The sequence below is a fragment of the Rhizobium sp. YAF28 genome (assembly GCF_052113285.1).
GTDB lineage: Bacteria > Pseudomonadota > Alphaproteobacteria > Rhizobiales > Rhizobiaceae > Rhizobium.
Genome location: NZ_JBFRCX010000004.1, coordinates 144,478 through 161,079, shown reverse-complemented (window position 1 = coordinate 161,079; position 16,602 = coordinate 144,478). Strand labels below are relative to the sequence as shown.

Here is a 16,602-nt window from a genome sequence, read left to right as displayed (position 1 = left end):
ATGGCGCGCGATCCCGGCCTGGAAGAACTGATGCGCGAGGAACTCGGCGACCGACCGGGGCTTACCGAAAAATCCATGTTCGGCGGCTGGGCCTTTATGCTCAACGGCAACCTGCTCTGCTGCGCGCGTCAGGATGGCATGTTGCTGCGTCTCGGCAAGGGAAATGACGATTGGGCACTGGCTCTGCCGGGCGTGATCCAGATGCTGTCGGGCGAGCGGATCATGCATGGTTGGGTGCGGGCCAATGCCGATATCTATGGCGACGATGCCATGCGGCGGCGGCTCATCGACGCCGCACTTGCCTATGTGGGGCCGATGCCTGCCAAGTGAATGAACCGGTGCGCTTGCGCCGATGACGAAAAGACGAGGAACCCAAGATGCCGAAGGCCAATCCACGCCATCCGAAATTTCCAATTCCCGGTGGGCCGGAGCTGCGCGCCAAGGGCTGGCGGCAGGAAGCGCTGCTGCGGCTTCTGGAAAACGTGCTCTCGGTCGGTGAAGACCCCGACAATCTAGTGGTCTATGCTGCGCTCGGCAAGGCAGCGCGCAACTGGCCGGCGCATCGCGGCATCGTCAAGGCACTCACTGAAATGGACGACGACCAGACGCTGCTCATCCAGTCCGGCAAGCCGATCGGTCTCGTGAAGACCCATGCCAAGGCGCCGCTCGTCATCATGGCGAACTGTAACATCGTCGGCCAGTGGGCGAAGGCCGAGGTCTTCTACGAGCTGCAGCGCAAGGGCCTGATCTGCTGGGGCGGTCTGACCGCTGGCGCCTGGCAATATATCGGCAGCCAGGGCGTCATTCAGGGTACCTATGAGATCTTCATGCGCATTGCCGAGCGCCGTTTCGGTGGCGACCTTCATGGCCGTTTCGTGCTGACGGCCGGGCTTGGCGGCATGGGCGGCGCGCAGCCGCTTGCTGGCCGCATGGCGGGGGCAGCGATCCTCTGCATCGACATCGATCCGGAACGCGCCCGCAAGCGCCAGCAGATCGGCTACCTGCAGGAGATTGCGCCCGATCTCGACAGCGCGCTTGCGATGATCGATGCCGCGGTCAAGGAAAAGCGGGCACTCTCCGTCGGTCTCGTCGGCAATGCGGCCGAGATCTATCCGGAAATTGCCCGGCGCGGCATCGTGCCCGATGTCGTCACCGACCAGACCTCGGCGCATGATCTCGTCTATGGCTATGTACCGAAGGGCATGAGTATCGATCAGGTGAAGGGCCTGCGCGATGACGGCCAGGGCCAGCTGATGGCCGCCAGCCGCGCCTCGATCGTCGAACATGTCACCGCGATGCTGGAATTCCAGAAGCGCGGTGCCGAGGTCTTCGACAACGGCAATCTCATCCGCACCCAGGCGCGCGAGGGCGGCGTTGCCAATGCCTTCGACATTCCGATCTTCACGGAAGCCTATCTGCGACCGCTCTTTGCCCGTGCCATCGGCCCGTTCCGGTGGATGGCACTTTCGGGCGAGGAGAGCGATATCGCCCGTATCGACGATCTGCTGCTCGAGATGTTTCCCGACAACAAGATCATCACCAACTGGATCCGGCTGGCACGCGAGCATATTCCCTTCGAGGGACTGCCGGCCCGTATCGCCTGGCTCGGCCACGGCGAGCGAACGGCGCTGGCGCGGCGAGTCAACGAACTGGTCGCCAATGGCGAGCTCAAGGGTCCAGTCGCCTTCTCGCGGGACCATCTCGATGCTGGCGCCATGGCGCATCCGAACATCATGACCGAGCGGATGAAGGATGGTTCGGATGCCATCGCCGACTGGCCGCTCATCGATGCGATGTTGCTATGCTCCTCGATGGCCGATCTCGTCGTCGTCCATTCCGGCGGCGGCGGTTATGCCGGTTACATGACGAGCTGCGGCGTCACGGTCGTGGCCGACGGCTCGGAAGCCGCCGACGAGCGCTTAAACCATGCGCTGACCAACGATACGGCGCTCGGCGTCATGCGTTATGCCGATGCTGGTTATGACGAAGCGCTGGACGAGGTGACGAAGAAGGACGTGCCCTATATCCGGCTTGACTGATCGCCGTCGTCACAGATGCCGCGTTTCGGCCGGCGCGGCGTCATAGCGATCGTGCATGCCATCAAAATAGGCGACCGGGGCGGCGGCAAGCTCTTCGGCGCTGGCATCGTCGAGGCAACTGACGGCGATGGCGATGAAGGGGCCGATCGTCTCGTTGTCGTTGCGGGCAAAGGAAGCCACGCCGCAATTCTCGCAGAAAAGATGATGGATCGAGCCGGAGCCGAAAAGATATTCACGCAACCCGTCCCTGCCCGACACCAGCCGGAAGTCAGCGGGCTGAGCGATCGCCAGCCAGCTGCGTTTCTTGCGGCAAACAGAGCAATTGCACTTGAAAGTGCCAGCCGAAAGGTCGAGCCCGGCCTCATAGGCGACGGCGCCGCAATGGCAGCTTCCATGATAGATCTTCTTCACAATGCTCCTCCGACTCTTATTTAACCTAAAAGTTAAATTAATCGTCACAGGCCGGAAGTCAAGACGGGCGTCGAGCGAGCCGGCGAGCGGCGAGTGCTGACAGGAGAGCGAATGCCATCATGACCAGCGTGAAGATCACGATCGCCGCCCATCCCTCCATCGCCCAAAACCAGCCGCCGGCCGAGCCCATGACGCTGGAGCCGACGTAATAGGCAAGCATGTAAAGCGAGGAGGCGTGGCCCTTGGTGCCGGCGGCGAGTTTACCGACCAGACCACTTGCTACCGAATGGCTCATGAAGAAACCGCTGGTCAGCACGACGATGCCGAGGATGATGAGCGGCAGGGGGGCCGCCAACGTCAGAGCGCAGCCTGCGGCAGTGATGACGATACCGGCCAGGAGCACGGTAAAATGGCCGAGCCGATCGCCCAGAATGCCACCGACGGAGGAGGCGCCGATACCGAACAAGTACACGGTGAAGATCAGGCCGAGTTCGGTCTGGTTCAGCTCATAGGGCGGCGCGACGAGGCGAAAGCCGGCGTAGTTGTAGATTGTCACGAAGGATCCCATCGCGAAGAAGGCAATGGCGAAGATGAAGGGTAGCGCCGGATTACTGAGATGCCTCATCCATGCCTTCAAGTGGAACTGAGGGTCAAAGCCGGCGCGGCGCACGAAATTGCGCGAGGGCGGCAGCAGCGCGATAAAGCCGATCGCGGCGGCAAGGCCGATTGCGCCGATCAGGAACAGAGCCGGCCGCCAGGAGAGATATTCGGCGAAAATGCCCGTCAGCACCCGCCCCGACATGCCGCCGAAGGCCGTGCCGCCGACATAGAGGCCCATGGTGGCGCCAAGGCCGCGCGGGTCGATTTCCTCCGCGAGATAGGCCATAGCGACGGCCGGAACGCCGCCGAGCACGAAGCCCTGCAGGGCGCGGATGACCAGCATCAGATGCCAGTTCGGCGCAAAGGCGGTGGCGATCGTCAATACGGCAGCGCAGACCAGCGAGATCGACATGAGGCTGCGACGGCCAAGCCCTTCCGAGACAGCGGCGGCGCAGACGATGGCGATCGCCAGGAAACCGGTGCACAGCGACAGTGCCAACGAGCTTACGGCAGGGCTGACGGCAAATTCCTGCGCGAAGATCGGTAGCAGCGGCTGCACGCAATAGAGCAACGAGAAGGTGGCAAAGCCCGAGAGGAAGAGCGCCAGGCTGGCGCGGCGATAGGCCCCGGTGCCGCGGGTCAGATATTCCTTGGACTGTTTCCTGTCGGCCGTTTTCAGGTCGGCAACGTCTTGGATTGCAGTGTCGGACATTCTCAATTCCTTCCTGCCCTCCGATTTAGTCAGGACGCCTCTATTTGTCCAATATATGAAACAGGCGATCTTGATAGGTTTTGGAGATAGCAATGGAGCTGCGGCATCTGAGGTATTTTCTGGCAGTGGCCGAAGAGGGCAATTTCACGCGGGCGGCCGCGCGCCTCGGCATCGGCCAGCCACCGCTCAGCCAGCAGATCCGCGATCTCGAAACTGAAATCGGCGCCATGCTCTTTCATCGCGTGCCGCACGGGGCGGAGCTGACGGCGGCCGGCACGGCCTTTCTGCCGGAAACCAAGGCCGCGCTCGCAGCTGCCGAAAAGGCACGGCTTGCGGCGCAAAGCGCCAATCGTGGCGAGACCGGCCGGCTGTCGCTTGGCTTCACCGCCTCCTCCGCCTTCAATCCCATCGTCAGCACGACGATCCGTCGCTTTCAGGCCCGATGGCCGGATGTGCAGCTGTCGCTGACGGAGATGAACACACTCGGCCTGATGCAGAAGCTGGAACGCGGCGAATTGGATGCGACCTTCATGCGGCCCGGCCTCAACGATCCCGATGGCATCAGGCTGAAACGCCTGCCGGACGAGCCGATGGTCGTCGCCCTACCGGCCAGCCATCCACTGGCCAAGCAGAAGACGCTGCCGCTTGCCCTGCTGGCGAAGGAACCTTTCATCCTGTTCCCGCGCCTTGTCGGCCTCAGTCTCTATGACGACGTGGTGCGCGCCTGCCGCGAGGCGGGTTTCGACTTGAAGGTCGCTCAGGAGGCGCCGCAGATCTCTTCGGTTGTCAACCTCGTTGCCGCCGATCTCGGTGTCTCGATCGTGCCTGCATCGATTTCGCAGATCAAACTTTCCGGTGTCGCCTATCGCCCGATCGAGGGGCCGCCGGCCGTGGCGCGGCTGGCGCTTGCGGTACTGCGCAGCCAGCGCTCTCCGGTGACCGAAAACCTGATGGGCCTTCTGAGTTAGCAGTCCGGATCCCAATAGGGCGGATCACCGAAGGTCTTTTTCAGATGATCGGCGATGGCGCGCAGCTTGGCGGAGGGGTTTCGGCCTTCGGGATGGGCCATGTAGATGAATTCCGGCTCCGGCTTTGCGCCGACATCGATCTCCATCAGGCGACCTGCGCGAACGGTGGGGCCGGCAATGAAGGCCGGCAGGAGTGCGATGCCGAGGCCTTCGATCGCCGCATCATGCAGCATGTCGCCATTGTTGATGCCGAGGCCGAGCATCGCGCGGATGATGACCGTGCCCTCATCCGTCTGGAATCGCCAGTCGGCTGCGCCGCGGTTGGTATAGAAGACGCCACGATGATCGTTGAGATCGGACAATGAGGCAGGCTTGCCATGACGCTCGATATAATCGGGCGAGGCGACCAGCAGCCTGCGGCTGCGAGCGAGCTTCCAGGCGACGAGCCTTGTATCCGCGATGGCGCCGTGGCGGATGATGGCATCATAGCCGTCCGAAGCCGGATCGACACGCCTGTCATCCATGTCGAGCGTCAGCGCGATCTGCGCATGCGCCTTTAAAAACGGATAGAGGGCAGGCCCGAGATGCAGGCGACCGAAGGTGACGGGGGCTGCAATGCGCAACGGGCCTGAAAGCGTGCCGCGGCGCTCGGCCATATCGGCCACGGCGTCTTCCATCTCGCGGACGATGCGCCCAGCGCGCTCCAAAAAGGCGGCTCCATCCTCCGTCAAGGTCAGCTTGCGTGTAGTGCGATGGACGAGCATGGCGCCCAATGTCTTTTCGAGCTCCGCCAGTCTTTCGCTGACGACCGATTTCGACAGACGCAGCCGCCTCGCGGCTTCGCTCACCGAGCCCGCCTCGACTACGGCAACAAAAGCCGCGATCCCTTCGATTTTCATCATCGTTCGGCTTTTCCGAATTCGAACTCCGCGATCAGGAGACTAATCCGAACGAAAGAAGAATGCCATCTTCCAGTCATCGAAACGGGACGGCAATGCCGATCCAATCAAATTCAGGAGATGGAACAATGAATCGTCTGATCAACAAAGTCGCAATTATCACCGGCGCAAGCTCGGGCATCGGGCGTGTTACCGCCAAGCTCTTTGCCGCCGAAGGAGCCAAGGTCGTGGTCGGTGCCCGCCGCCAGGCCGAGCTTGAAAGCCTCGTTGCCGAAATCAAGGCTGCCGGCGGCGATGCCGTGGCCGTTGCCGGCGATGTCCGCTCGGAAGACTATCACAAGGCACTGGTCGCAGCCGCCGTTGAAAATTACGGCAAGCTCGACATCGCCTTCAACAATGCCGGCACGCTCGGCGAAGCCGGCCCAAGCACCGAAGTCTCCGAAGCAGGCTTCAGCGACGCCCTGGCAATCAACCTGACGGCCTCCTTCCTTGCCGCCAAGCATCAGATCGCCGAAATGGTCAAGCATGGCGGCGGCTCTGTTGTCTTCACCTCGACTTTCGTCGGCTACAGCTTCGCCTTCCCGGGTGTTGCCGCCTATGCCGCCAGCAAGTCCGGCCTCATCGGCCTGACGCAGGCGCTCGCCGCCGAATACGGCCCGCAGAACGTCCGCGTCAACGCGATCCTGCCAGGTGCTGTCGATACGGACATGTATCGCGAAATGAATGATACGTCAGACAAGCAGGCCTTTATTACCAACCTGCATGCGCTGAAGCGTGTTGCTGCACCGGAAGAGCTCGCCCGGTCGGTGCTGTACCTCGCCTCCGACGATGCAAGCTTCGTCACCGGCACGGCGACATTGGTCGACGGCGGCGCCTCGATCACCCGCACCTGACAACTAAAGCGCGATTATCCGCCACAGGTTGATGATCCCTACTGAAACAAGCAGGTTATCGCGCCGACCTTCTTCCTGCATTCTCTCAGCATCAAAAGCGCCCAGCGCCAAACGGACACAGAAGGAATACGACAATGACTCGCCTCGCAAACAAGACAGCCCTGATTACCGGCGGCACCAGCGGCATCGGCCTTGAAACCGCCCGCCAGTTCATCGCCGAAGGCGCACGTGTGGCTATTACCGGCAGCAGTGCAAAGAGCGTGGAAGCCGCTCGCGCCGAACTCGGCGACAAGGTTCTAGTCATCCAGGCCGATGCCGGCAATGTCGCCGGTCAGGCCGCCGTCGCCGAAACGGTGAAGAACGCCTTCGGCACGCTCGACATCCTCTTCGTCAATGCCGGCATCGCCGAATTCGGCCCTGTCGAGGGCTGGAGCGAAGCTGCTTTCGACAAGTCTTTCGCAATCAATGTCAAAGGCCCCTACTTCCTGATCCAGGCCTTGCTGCCGATCTTCTCCAAGAAGGCTTCGATCGTGCTTAATACCTCGATCAATGCCCATATCGGCATGCCGAATTCGAGCGTCTATTCGCTGACGAAGGGTGCGCTGCTGACGCTTGCCAAGACGCTTTCCGGCGAGCTGATCGGTCGCGGCATCCGGGTCAACGCCGTCAGCCCCGGCCCGATCGCCACGCCGCTCTATGGCAAGCTCGGCATGTCGGAAGCCGATTCCAAGGCGATGGCGTCTCAGATCCAGTCGCAGATCCCGGTCGGCCGCTTCGGTGATGCTAGCGAAGTCGCCAAGACCATCGTCTTTTTCGCCTCGGATGAGGCTGCCTATATCGTCGGCAGCGAACTGATCATCGACGGCGGCATGAGCAACCTCTAAGCCCCTTGATATCAGGGTCTCAAGCAATGGCCGCGGTTTCTTTTGACCGCGGCCTTTTCGCTTATGCGCCAGCAACGAGGCCGCGGATCACTGTTTCGATGCTGGTCGTACCCTTCAGCGATTTCTCACGCCCGGCCTCAAAGTCGATCCAGCCTTCGTTGAAGCCGTCGAGCATGCGCATGCGAGGCTCGGGGTTCTTCATGCCCTGGGCACGGAACAGCTCTTCCCAGCTTTCCTGCGGCACGACTTCCGCCGTCACCGGCTCGCCGAGCACCTTGGCGAAGGCGGCGGCAATCATGGCCGGGCTGACGCGCTCCTGCGCTTCCAATTCCGCCACGCGCGCACCCTGCCAGTTCTCGCGCAGCATCTTCGCACCGAGCGCGCCGATATCATCCACGGCAATCATCGGCACGGCACGGTCGAGCGGCTGAAGGAAGCTCGGGATGACGCCGGTTTCGCGTGCAGGCGCTACATCCCAGGCGGCGTTTTCCATGAACCAGGCGGCGCGCAGGAAAGCGACCGGGATGGAGAGTGTCGAAAGCTCCTTCTCGACGATGCCGAGCTGGCTTAACAAGTTCGGCTGCGTGGACTGTGCGCCGACCGTCGACAGGCAGACGAGCTTCCCGGGCCTTGTCGCCTCAAGCACGGTCTTCAGCGTTGCCAGCATGCCTGTCACCTCCGGGAAGCCCGGCATGGGATCGAAAAGCGGCGGGATAACGAGGAAGACACCTTCCGCGCCTCTGAACGCTGATGTCAGCGATACAGAGTCGTTCATGTCGGCGACGGCGATCTCGCAACCGCGCTCCTTCCAGCCGGCGGCCTTTTCGGGATTTCGGACGACAGCACGGACCTCACCGCCATTCTTCAGCAGATGATCGGCAACGGCGGCACCGACCTGGCCTGTCATTCCAGTTACAGCAAACATGGGGCAACTCCTTTATTTGGGTTTGCCCACTATGCTGCCGTACTATCTTTGACTGAAGTGCGCTTAAGTCATATGATTGATGACAAGAAGGCAGCAGTTTGGACTCGTTTTGCCAACCCCGTCTCCGCGATGTCGCAGGCAGACTCTTGTTTCCACCCGTGATAGGGCATATCGGCTAGGCGATATCTCTTCGCGACCGCTCCACATCCCTTTCCTGCCGGAGCCCAGTCCCATCTCTTCGGAGTTTCACATGCTGATCGGCATCCTCTGCGGTCTGGCCACCTGTGCGCTATGGGGGCTAAGCTTTGTCGCTCCGCGCGTCGTCGCGCCCTATACGGCGATCGACCTGACCGTGGCACGCTACGGGCTTTTTGCCGTCGTCAGTCTTATCCTGATGATCAATCCGCGCTTTCGTCCGGTGGGTCTCCGCCGATCGCTTGTTCTGACCGGCATTGCGCTCGGCAGCATCGGTTATGTCGGTTATTTCATGAGTATTTCCTATGCCGTGCGTTACGCAGGCACCGCCATTCCACCGCTCGTCATCGGCACGATGCCTGTACTGCTTGCCATTATCGCCAATCTCAAGGACCGGTCTATCGACTGGAGAACACTGGCAATGCCGCTGATCCTGATAGCTGCCGGCATCGGCTGGGTGAATGTCTCGATCTTCGCCACGACATCCGCCAGCGATCAGCCGGAAATCCTGCTCGGCATCGTCGCCGCGCTGATCGGACTGGCGCTCTGGGTAGCCTATGGGATGATGAGCGCTGCCGTCATGCAGTCGCAGGATGCGCCGAGCGCCATACACTGGACCGCCTTGCAGGGGATCGGCGCCGGCATCGGCGCACTCGTTCTCCTGCCCTTCACCTCGCTCGGGGAGACTGTCAGCTTCACCGGCACGCAGACCTTTCACTTCGTGCTCTGGGCGACAATCATGGGTATTGCCGGCTCGTGGCTTGCCACGCTGTGCTGGATGATTGCCTCGCGCCTTCTGCCGCTCGCACTTGCCGCCCAGCTGATCGTCGCAGAAACCATCTTCGGTCTTTTCTACGGCTTTCTGTTCGAACAGCGCATGCCGACCGTGCCCGAAGCCGGTGGTGCGATCCTCCAGCTGATCGGCGTCGGCATGGCGATTGCGATCTTCACGCCGAAGCGGGCCAAACAAGCCTGAGTGCCGCGATTGCATGTTTTCCGCCAAAGGCTTAGGGTTTTGTCCGGTCAAAGAAGCGGCGGGAAAAAACCATGGCTCTCAGCGGCAAACGCATTCTCCTCATCATCTCGGGCGGCATCGCCGCCTACAAGAGCCTCGATCTTATCCGACGCCTGCGGGAACGCGGCGCTTCCGTGCGGCCGATCATGACGAAGGGTTCGCAGGAATTCGTGACCTCGCTTGCCGTCGGGGCGCTCGCGGCCGACCATGTCTTTACCGATCTCTTTTCGCGGCAGGACGAGCAGGATGTCGGCCATATCCGGCTGGCGCGCGACTGCGATCTGGTGCTGATCGCGCCCGCCACCGCCGATCTCATGGCGAAGATGGCGCATGGGCTTGCCGATGACCTCGCTTCCACGGTGCTGCTCGCCACCGATCGGCCGGTGCTTGCCGCCCCTGCCATGAACCCGAAAATGTGGGCGCATCCGGCGACGAAACGCAATATCGAGACATTGCGGCGCGACGGCATCCGCTTCATCGGTCCCGTCTCTGGCGAGATGGCGGAAAGCCGGGAGACCGGCACGGGCCGTATGGCCGAACCGCTGGAAATCGTCGCGGCCGCCGACGTCCTGCTCGATGATGGTCCGAAACCGCTTGCCGGCAAAAAGGCGATCGTCACTTCAGGTCCGACGCATGAGCCGATCGATCCGGTGCGCTACATCGCCAACCGCTCCTCCGGCCGGCAGGGCCATGCCATTGCCGCAGCGCTGGCGCGGCTCGGCGCGGATGTGACGCTGGTGTCCGGCCCGGTAACCATTCCTGATCCTGCCGGCGTCAGGATGGTACATGTCGAGCGAGCGGAAGAGATGCGCGATGCCGTACTCGCTGCCCTTCCCGCCGATGTCGCCGTCATGGTGGCTGCGGTCGCCGACTGGCGGGTGGCTTCGGCCGCCGACCAGAAGCTCAAGAAGCATCCGGGCGAATCCATTCCAACGCTGGCGCTGACGGAGAACCCGGATATTCTCAAGACCGTCGGCCATCACACGACGCGGCCTAAACTGGTGATCGGCTTTGCAGCAGAGACGCAGGATGTCGAGGCCAATGCCAAGCTGAAGCTGGAGCGCAAGGGTGCTGACGTGATCGTCGCCAATGACGTATCGCCTTCAACCGGCATCATGGGGGGCACGCGCAACAGCGTAAAACTCATCCGCCGCGACGGCATCGAGCAATGGCCCGATCTTTCCAAGGACGAGGTGGCGGAACGGCTGGCGGCGATGATCGCCGAACGACTTAAGCAGGAATAGAGACAGGCTCTGGCCTTGCGGACGCGCGCTTTTCAGGCCGGAAGGACGTGATCTCAAGACCATCGGCGCTGACAATCACAGCACTGCCATCGGGTATTTCCTGCCAGGCATCACCATCGTCATTCAGCGGCTCGGACACGAGGCAGTAGCCCTCGGCACGCGGCGAGGCATAGAGTGTCGGCGCCTTGCGGTCGGTGGCATAGCGGACCGCGTAAAGAGACTTGCCGTCCGAGAAGGCCGCGGTGAAGCGCAGCAGCACGGAGCCGAGAATATTTTCCGCCAGGCCTTCGACGAAGGCGATGGTCTGGGCCACAGCGGCGATCGGCGCATCCCGCAGGCCGAACTGCAGAGCGAGCAGGAACAGAAGCTCGGAATCCGTCGTGCCACTGCGGGCATTGAAGAGCTCGTCATCCAGCATGGTCTCCATCGGCCGACGCAGCCGCTCGAAGCCGGAGATCTGGCCGTTATGCATAAAAGACCAGGTTTCATGCGTGAAAGGATGGCAGTTGTCGCGCCGTGTGCCGCCGCCGGTCGCTGCCCTAACATGGGCGAGGAAGAGCGGTGAACGTATCTGCCGCGCCAGGCTCTTCAGATTGCAGTCGGACCATGCCGGCAGGATATCGCGGTAGCGGCCCGGCTCAGGCCGGTCACCATACCAGGCGATGCCGAAACCATCGCCATTCGTCGCCGTCTTGGCGCGGGTGGCGCAATGGGATTGCTCGATCAGGGAATGGGCGGGCGAAGACACCAGCTCCTCCAGATAGAGGGGGTCTCCGCGATAGGCTGCCCAGCGACACATGCTCTTGCTCCGGCCCACCGCCTGCTGCGGCAGGAATGCTGAAAACATCTTGGATAGTCTGATGCTACGGCTAACAACGACTTAACGACCACCCGATTTGCAAGGCGAAGATGACAAATTCTTGACGCCGGCCGAGATCACTTTCCGCAAAAACGATATGGATTTGCGTGATCGCAGCAGCAGAAAATCAGGCAATTGAACGAGATAGCCAGACGCCGGCTAAAAAACAGCCCTGCGTTTTCCTCTTGCATCTCGGAGGAATCGGGCTACTTTTGACCTATCGTCAACGTAACGAAAGGAAGGTGATCCAATGTCTAATGAGTTTTCGGACCTCGTAATGGGCATGGAAGTGGTGATGAAAGCGAGGCAGCCCTCGCTCTAAAACCCCACCTTCCTAGGATCGCACAAGACGGTCCGGGCCAGTTACAGGCCAAACCTCATGGAAAGGGTCGCGAAAGCGGCCCTTTTTTATTGCTTTCTTTGCCCCGTTGACGCTCGAGCGGAATAGCATTATTCATAAAGTCATCTGATGACTTTATGAATAATGCTCATGCACCCTCTCAACAAGACCAATCTTGCCGATACGGCCACTGAAGCGATCCGCAGCGAGATACTCGCCAAGCGCTGGGCTGTCGGCGAGAAACTGCCGAATGAGGCCTCGCTTTCGGCTATGCTGTCGGTCAGTCGAGGCACTGTGCGTGAGGCCGTGCGCGTTCTCGTCTCGCAAGGCTTTTTGGAAACGCGGCAGGGCTCCGGCACCTATGTGCTTTCGACCACCGATAGCAGCCGACCGCTCACCATGGCGCGGCGCGCCAGCCTGCGCGACCAGTTCGAGGCGCGCTGCGCGCTCGATGTGGAGGGCGCGCGGCTCGTCGCCCTCCGCAAGACACCCGGCATCATCGCCGGGCTTCGTGCATTGCTTGACGAACGTGGCAATTATGAAGGCGGCGATCCGGCAGGCTTCATCGAACGCGACCTTGCCTTCCACAAGGCCGTCATCGCCGCCTCCAACAACCGGGCGATGATCGAGATCTATGATTTCTTCTCCACCTCGATCGCGGAGACGATTGCCGCCACACTCGACAAGGCGATTCCCGAGCCTGACATGCAGGCGCACCAGTCGATCGTCGACGCCATCGAAACCGGCAGCCCTGACAGGGCCGATGCAGCCGTGCGCGACTTCATGGCACCCATCCTTTCCGCGCTCGACCGGATGCTTCTTTCATGAGGATGCCCATACAGAATGTCACATCCTCGTTCGACGCCGTCGACGAGACGATGATTGATGCCGAAATCGACAGCCTGCCTGTACCATTGCCGCCGCAGAAGCAGAGCCCGACGGCTCGCTTCCTGCTCGGTGCCAGCCTCGTACTGATCGCCTTCAATCTGCGACCCGTGTTTTCCAGCGCTTCCGCCCTGCTGCCGGAAATTCGTACCGAACTCGGCCTGTCGCCGCTCGGCGCCAGTCTGCTGACGACCTTGCCCGTCGTCTGCCTTGGCGCCTTCTCGCCGCTGGCGCCGCGACTTGCCCAGCGCATCGGCTCGGAGCGGACACTGCTCGGCGTGCTCCTGCTGCTGACGCTCGGTACGGCGCTACGCGGTCTTTCCTCCGTTCCTTTGCTCTTTTTCGGCACCGCGCTTGCCGGTGCTGCGATCGCCGTCGGCAACGTGTTGCTGCCCGGACTGGTGAAACGCGACTTCGCCACGAATACGGCTCTGATGACCGGCTTCTATACGATGGCACTCTGCGCGGGCGCTGCCAGTGCCGCCGGCCTGACACTCCCGATCGAACATGAGCTCGGCGGCTCGCTGGAAGGCGCGCTCGCCATCTGGGCACTGCCTGCCCTCGTCGTCGGGCTGATCTGGCTGCCGCAGGTCTTTGCGAGCAGTCGACAGGCGCGGCGCAGCGGTTTCCGTGTCGAAGGTCTGTGGCGGGACAAGCTCGCCTGGCAGGTCACGCTTTTCATGGGCCTGCAATCGGCGCTTGCCTATTGCGTCTTCGGCTGGCTGGTGCCGATCCTGCGTGAACGCGGTCTTGACGGTGTTGTGGCCGGCGGCATCGTCTCGGTCTCCGTCATGGTACAGGCCGCCGCCTGTCTCGTCGTGCCGCATATAGCGGTACGCGGTAGGGATCAGCGCCTCATCAACGTGACGCTCTGCACCTTCGCCGTCGTCGCACTTCTCGGCCTGCTCTTTGCGCCGCTTTCCACCGTCTGGGTCTGGGCCGTGCTACAGGGTATCGGTCAGGGCGGGCTGATCGCCGCGGCGATGACAGCCATCGTGCTGCGTTCGCGCGATCCGCATGTCGCCGCTCACCTTTCCGGCATGGCGCAATGCGTGGGCTATCTGCTTGCCGCCATCGGCCCGTTCATCGTCGGTCTGATCCGCGGCTGGACGGGAAGCTTCGCCTGGTGCGCAGTGCTTTTCGTCGCGCTTGGCCTTGGTGCCGCCTTCAATGGGTGGCGGGCCGGTCGGGCGCTGCATGTGAATGCACGCACGATCGAGAAGGGCGAATGAGCCAGGCTCACTTGCGTATCACCATCTCTTGATCTCCATCGAAGGAATGCGGCTGCTACCCTATCTCAGCCGCATTCTGGCCCACCGGAGGAAAATCCTTGCGTTTCCGATCCCTGTTTCTGTTCGCCGCGCTGACCGCTGCGCTCGCACCCGCTTTCTCCTTTGCGCAGGAGGCTGGCGAACGCCGTGCCCCTGCAGCACAGGGTTCGTCCCGCGAGGGCGTCCTCAAGCTGCTGCCAGGCGATTCCGTTACAGAGCACGAGTTGACGACGGCCGATGGACGCAAGATCGCCTATACGGCTACGGCAGGCACACTTGATCTCTTCGGTCAGGATGGCGGGCAGAACGCTGCGATCTTCTACACCGCCTATGTCGCCAAGGATACCGGGCCGAACCGGCCGATCACCTTCGCCTTCAACGGCGGGCCGGGGGCGGCTTCCGCCTTCCTGCATCTCGGCCTGGTGGGGCCGAAGATACTCGACTTCGGGCCCGATGGCCGCGACGGCGCCAATGCGAAGCTCGTCGATAACACGCATAGCTGGCTCGATTTTACCGATCTCGTGCTGATCGATCCAATCGGCACCGGCTGGAGCCGCACGGTGAAGGCCGACGACGCCTCGAACTACTATAATGTCGGCGCCGACGCGCAGTCGATGGCGAAGACGATCGCCCTCTACGTCGCGCATAACAACCGCGGCAATTCACCGAAATATCTGCTCGGCGAAAGCTATGGCGGCTTCCGCGCCGCCAAGGTCGCTTCGGCCCTGCAGCAGAGCCAGGGCATCATCATCGCCGGCACCGTCATGCTCTCACCGCTGCTCGAAGGTCAACTGATGTTCAATGCCGACCAGTTCGCGCTGGGTGCTGCGCTGGAATTTCCCTCATTGGCAGCCGCCGAAGCCGACCGGCGCAAAAGCTTCAGCGAATCCGGCCAGCGCGATGCCGAGAGTTTCGCGCTTGGCGAATATCTCACGACGCTTGCCGGCCCGACGCCGACGGGCGATGCGGCAACAGCCTTCTACAACAAGATCTCCGGTCTTACGGGCATTCCGCAGGATGTCGTTACCCGCAATCGCGGCTTCCTCGGCAATGCTTACGCCAAGCATTCCGGCAAGCAGGCGGGAGAGGTGATGAGCCCATACGACGCTGCCTTCGCCACGCCGGACCCTTATCCGGAATCCGATTACGACCGAGGCGACGATGCGATCCTTGACGGCTTTACCCGCGCCTATGGCGGCGCCTTCGCCGACTACGCCCGCAACGAGCTCGGCTTCAAGACCGAGATGACCTATACGCTGCTCGAAAATGATGTCAGCCAGCGCTGGGAGTGGGGCAGCGGCCGTGGCGGCGGTTCACGTTTCCAGGCGAGCGCCACTGATGATATCAGGCAGATGCTCGCCTCCAACCCATCTTTCCATCTGCTGATCGCTCATGGCTACAGCGATCTCGTGACGCCCTACGGCGTCAGCCGTTATGTGGTGGATCACTTGCCGCCGTCCCTAGCGGGAAATCGTGTATCGCTGAAGCTCTATCGCGGCGGGCATATGTTCTACACGACCGCCGGCCAGCGCGCCGCATTCACGGCGGATGCAAAAGCCTTTTATGCCGAGCATCCCGCCAACCGCCGGCGGATTGAAGACGATCAAGGGTTGCCGGAGGGGCGTGCTGACCTATTTCTCCGGCATGGCAAACAGCAATCAGCTACCAGAAGCTCGGCCATCCGGCAGCGCTTCCCGGCAGGACGAAACCCTCTCCACACTCTCTTCCTATCTTCAAAACAGCGCACTCTTCCTCGATATCGACGGCACGCTCCTCGATCTTGCGCCGACGCCGGATGAGATATTCGTGCCTCCGTCGCTTCCTGCGCAGCTCGACACGCTGTCGCAGAGGCTCGGCGGGGCACTGGCTCTGGTGACCGGGCGAGGTCTTACCTATGCCGACCGTCTCTTCACCCCCTACCAGTTTCCCATCGCCGGACTACACGGAGCCGAACGCCGCAACCCCGACGGCAGCATCTTCAAGGTGGAGCCAACGGCCGAGTTCGAGAGGCTGAAGATTGAACTTCGGGCAGAAACGGCGGGCTGGACCGGCATCCTCATCGAGGATAAGGGCGCGGCCGTCGCCGCCCATTTCCGTCTTGCGCCGGCGCGGCAGGCGGAACTGACGGAACTGATGCAGCGTTTCCTGAACCGTGCAGGACCGGATTGGGCCTTGCAGCACGGCAAGATGGTTCTCGAAATCCGGCCCGCCAGAGCCAACAAGGGCGATGCATTGGAAAGCTTTCTCGCAACTCCAGCCTTCCACGGTCGTCATCCGATCGCCATCGGTGACGATGTCACAGATGAGGCGATGTTCGACATGGCGAACCGGCTTGGCGGTTACTCCATCCGCGTCGGCCCGCCGTCTGCAGACACTGCCGCCCGCGGCACTCTGCCTTCCGCGGAAGCGGTCCGCGAGATCGTCGCGCGTTTTGCCGGCTGATTGTATTTTTGCAGTTATTT

General features: G+C 61.9%; 16 protein-coding genes. 11 read left to right on the top strand and 5 right to left on the bottom strand.

Annotated elements, in window-relative coordinates:
* Complete coding sequence (locus tag AB4Z13_RS10845) at nt 1–330, top strand: TfoX/Sxy family protein (RefSeq protein WP_310379502.1); 330 nt, start codon at nt 1–3, stop codon at nt 328–330.
* 47 nt (nt 331–377) lie between these two features.
* Nucleotides 378–2,039, top strand: a complete 1,662-nt coding sequence (locus tag AB4Z13_RS10840; protein ID WP_442205996.1) for a urocanate hydratase — start codon at nt 378–380, stop codon at nt 2,037–2,039.
* Between the two features lie 9 nt (nt 2,040–2,048).
* Here AB4Z13_RS10840 and AB4Z13_RS10835 read toward each other — a convergent pair whose 3' ends face one another.
* On the bottom strand, nt 2,049–2,450 hold the full coding sequence (locus AB4Z13_RS10835; RefSeq protein WP_442205995.1) for a GFA family protein: 402 nt from the start codon (nt 2,448–2,450) through the stop codon (nt 2,049–2,051).
* A 58-nt stretch (nt 2,451–2,508) separates the two neighbouring features.
* Nucleotides 2,509–3,762, bottom strand: a complete 1,254-nt coding sequence (locus AB4Z13_RS10830; protein WP_442205994.1) for an MFS transporter — start codon at nt 3,760–3,762, stop codon at nt 2,509–2,511.
* A 92-nt stretch (nt 3,763–3,854) separates the two neighbouring features.
* Here AB4Z13_RS10830 and AB4Z13_RS10825 point away from each other — a divergent pair, with 92 nt between their 5' ends.
* Complete coding sequence (locus tag AB4Z13_RS10825) at nt 3,855–4,730, top strand: LysR family transcriptional regulator (RefSeq protein WP_442205993.1); 876 nt, start codon at nt 3,855–3,857, stop codon at nt 4,728–4,730.
* Here the strand turns inward: AB4Z13_RS10825 and AB4Z13_RS10820 are convergent.
* Nucleotides 4,727–5,632 carry a LysR family transcriptional regulator gene (locus AB4Z13_RS10820; protein WP_442205992.1) on the bottom strand — a complete coding sequence of 302 codons (906 nt, stop codon included), beginning with the start codon at nt 5,630–5,632 and terminating at the stop codon, nt 4,727–4,729. The two genes, AB4Z13_RS10825 and AB4Z13_RS10820, sit on opposite strands and share 4 nt — an antisense overlap.
* A 125-nt stretch (nt 5,633–5,757) precedes the next feature.
* Here AB4Z13_RS10820 and AB4Z13_RS10815 point away from each other — a divergent pair, with 125 nt between their 5' ends.
* Both AB4Z13_RS10815 and AB4Z13_RS10810 read left to right on the top strand, forming a co-directional pair.
* Nucleotides 5,758–6,522 (top strand): SDR family oxidoreductase, encoded by a 765-nt coding sequence (locus tag AB4Z13_RS10815; RefSeq protein WP_442205991.1) that lies wholly within the window; start codon nt 5,758–5,760, stop codon nt 6,520–6,522.
* 134 nt (nt 6,523–6,656) lie between these two features.
* A complete protein-coding gene (locus AB4Z13_RS10810; RefSeq protein ID WP_113182173.1) occupies nt 6,657–7,406 on the top strand; it encodes an SDR family oxidoreductase in 750 nt (249 codons plus the stop codon).
* 61 nt (nt 7,407–7,467) lie between these two features.
* Here the strand turns inward: AB4Z13_RS10810 and AB4Z13_RS10805 are convergent, their stop codons facing one another.
* Nucleotides 7,468–8,331 (bottom strand): NmrA family NAD(P)-binding protein, encoded by an 864-nt coding sequence (locus AB4Z13_RS10805; RefSeq protein WP_442205990.1) that lies wholly within the window; start codon nt 8,329–8,331, stop codon nt 7,468–7,470.
* A gap of 250 nt (nt 8,332–8,581) precedes the next feature.
* Between AB4Z13_RS10805 and AB4Z13_RS10800 the strand changes: the two genes are divergently transcribed.
* Together AB4Z13_RS10800 and coaBC are read left to right on the top strand one after the other, a co-directional pair.
* Nucleotides 8,582–9,502: a DMT family transporter gene (locus AB4Z13_RS10800; RefSeq protein WP_442205989.1), complete on the top strand. Its 921-nt coding sequence runs from the start codon at nt 8,582–8,584 to the stop codon at nt 9,500–9,502.
* 71 nt (nt 9,503–9,573) lie between these two features.
* Nucleotides 9,574–10,785, top strand: coding sequence for a bifunctional phosphopantothenoylcysteine decarboxylase/phosphopantothenate--cysteine ligase CoaBC (gene coaBC / locus AB4Z13_RS10795; protein WP_442205988.1), 1,212 nt, complete (start codon nt 9,574–9,576; stop codon nt 10,783–10,785).
* Here coaBC and AB4Z13_RS10790 read toward each other — a convergent pair.
* Complete coding sequence (locus AB4Z13_RS10790; protein ID WP_442205987.1) at nt 10,772–11,584, bottom strand: class II glutamine amidotransferase; 813 nt, start codon at nt 11,582–11,584, stop codon at nt 10,772–10,774. The two genes, coaBC and AB4Z13_RS10790, sit on opposite strands and share 14 nt — an antisense overlap.
* A 550-nt stretch (nt 11,585–12,134) precedes the next feature.
* Here AB4Z13_RS10790 and AB4Z13_RS10785 point away from each other — a divergent pair.
* The 4 genes from AB4Z13_RS10785 to otsB all read left to right on the top strand — a co-directional run bounded on the left by AB4Z13_RS10785 (nt 12,135) and on the right by otsB (nt 16,582).
* The gene (locus AB4Z13_RS10785) at nt 12,135–12,812 is read left to right on the top strand and encodes a FadR/GntR family transcriptional regulator (protein ID WP_442205986.1); all 678 of its coding nucleotides are present in this window, start codon (nt 12,135–12,137) and stop codon (nt 12,810–12,812) included.
* A complete protein-coding gene (locus AB4Z13_RS10780) occupies nt 12,809–14,101 on the top strand; it encodes a CynX/NimT family MFS transporter (protein ID WP_439017150.1) in 1,293 nt (430 codons plus the stop codon). Before AB4Z13_RS10785 ends, AB4Z13_RS10780 begins: the two co-directional genes overlap by 4 nt.
* 98 nt (nt 14,102–14,199) lie before the next feature.
* Nucleotides 14,200–15,939: a S10 family peptidase gene (locus tag AB4Z13_RS10775; RefSeq protein WP_442205985.1), complete on the top strand. Its 1,740-nt coding sequence runs from the start codon at nt 14,200–14,202 to the stop codon at nt 15,937–15,939.
* Nucleotides 15,899–16,582: a trehalose-phosphatase gene (gene otsB / locus AB4Z13_RS10770; protein ID WP_442206013.1), complete on the top strand. Its 684-nt coding sequence runs from the start codon at nt 15,899–15,901 to the stop codon at nt 16,580–16,582. Before AB4Z13_RS10775 ends, otsB begins: the two co-directional genes overlap by 41 nt.
* Nucleotides 16,583–16,602 lie beyond the last annotated feature (20 nt).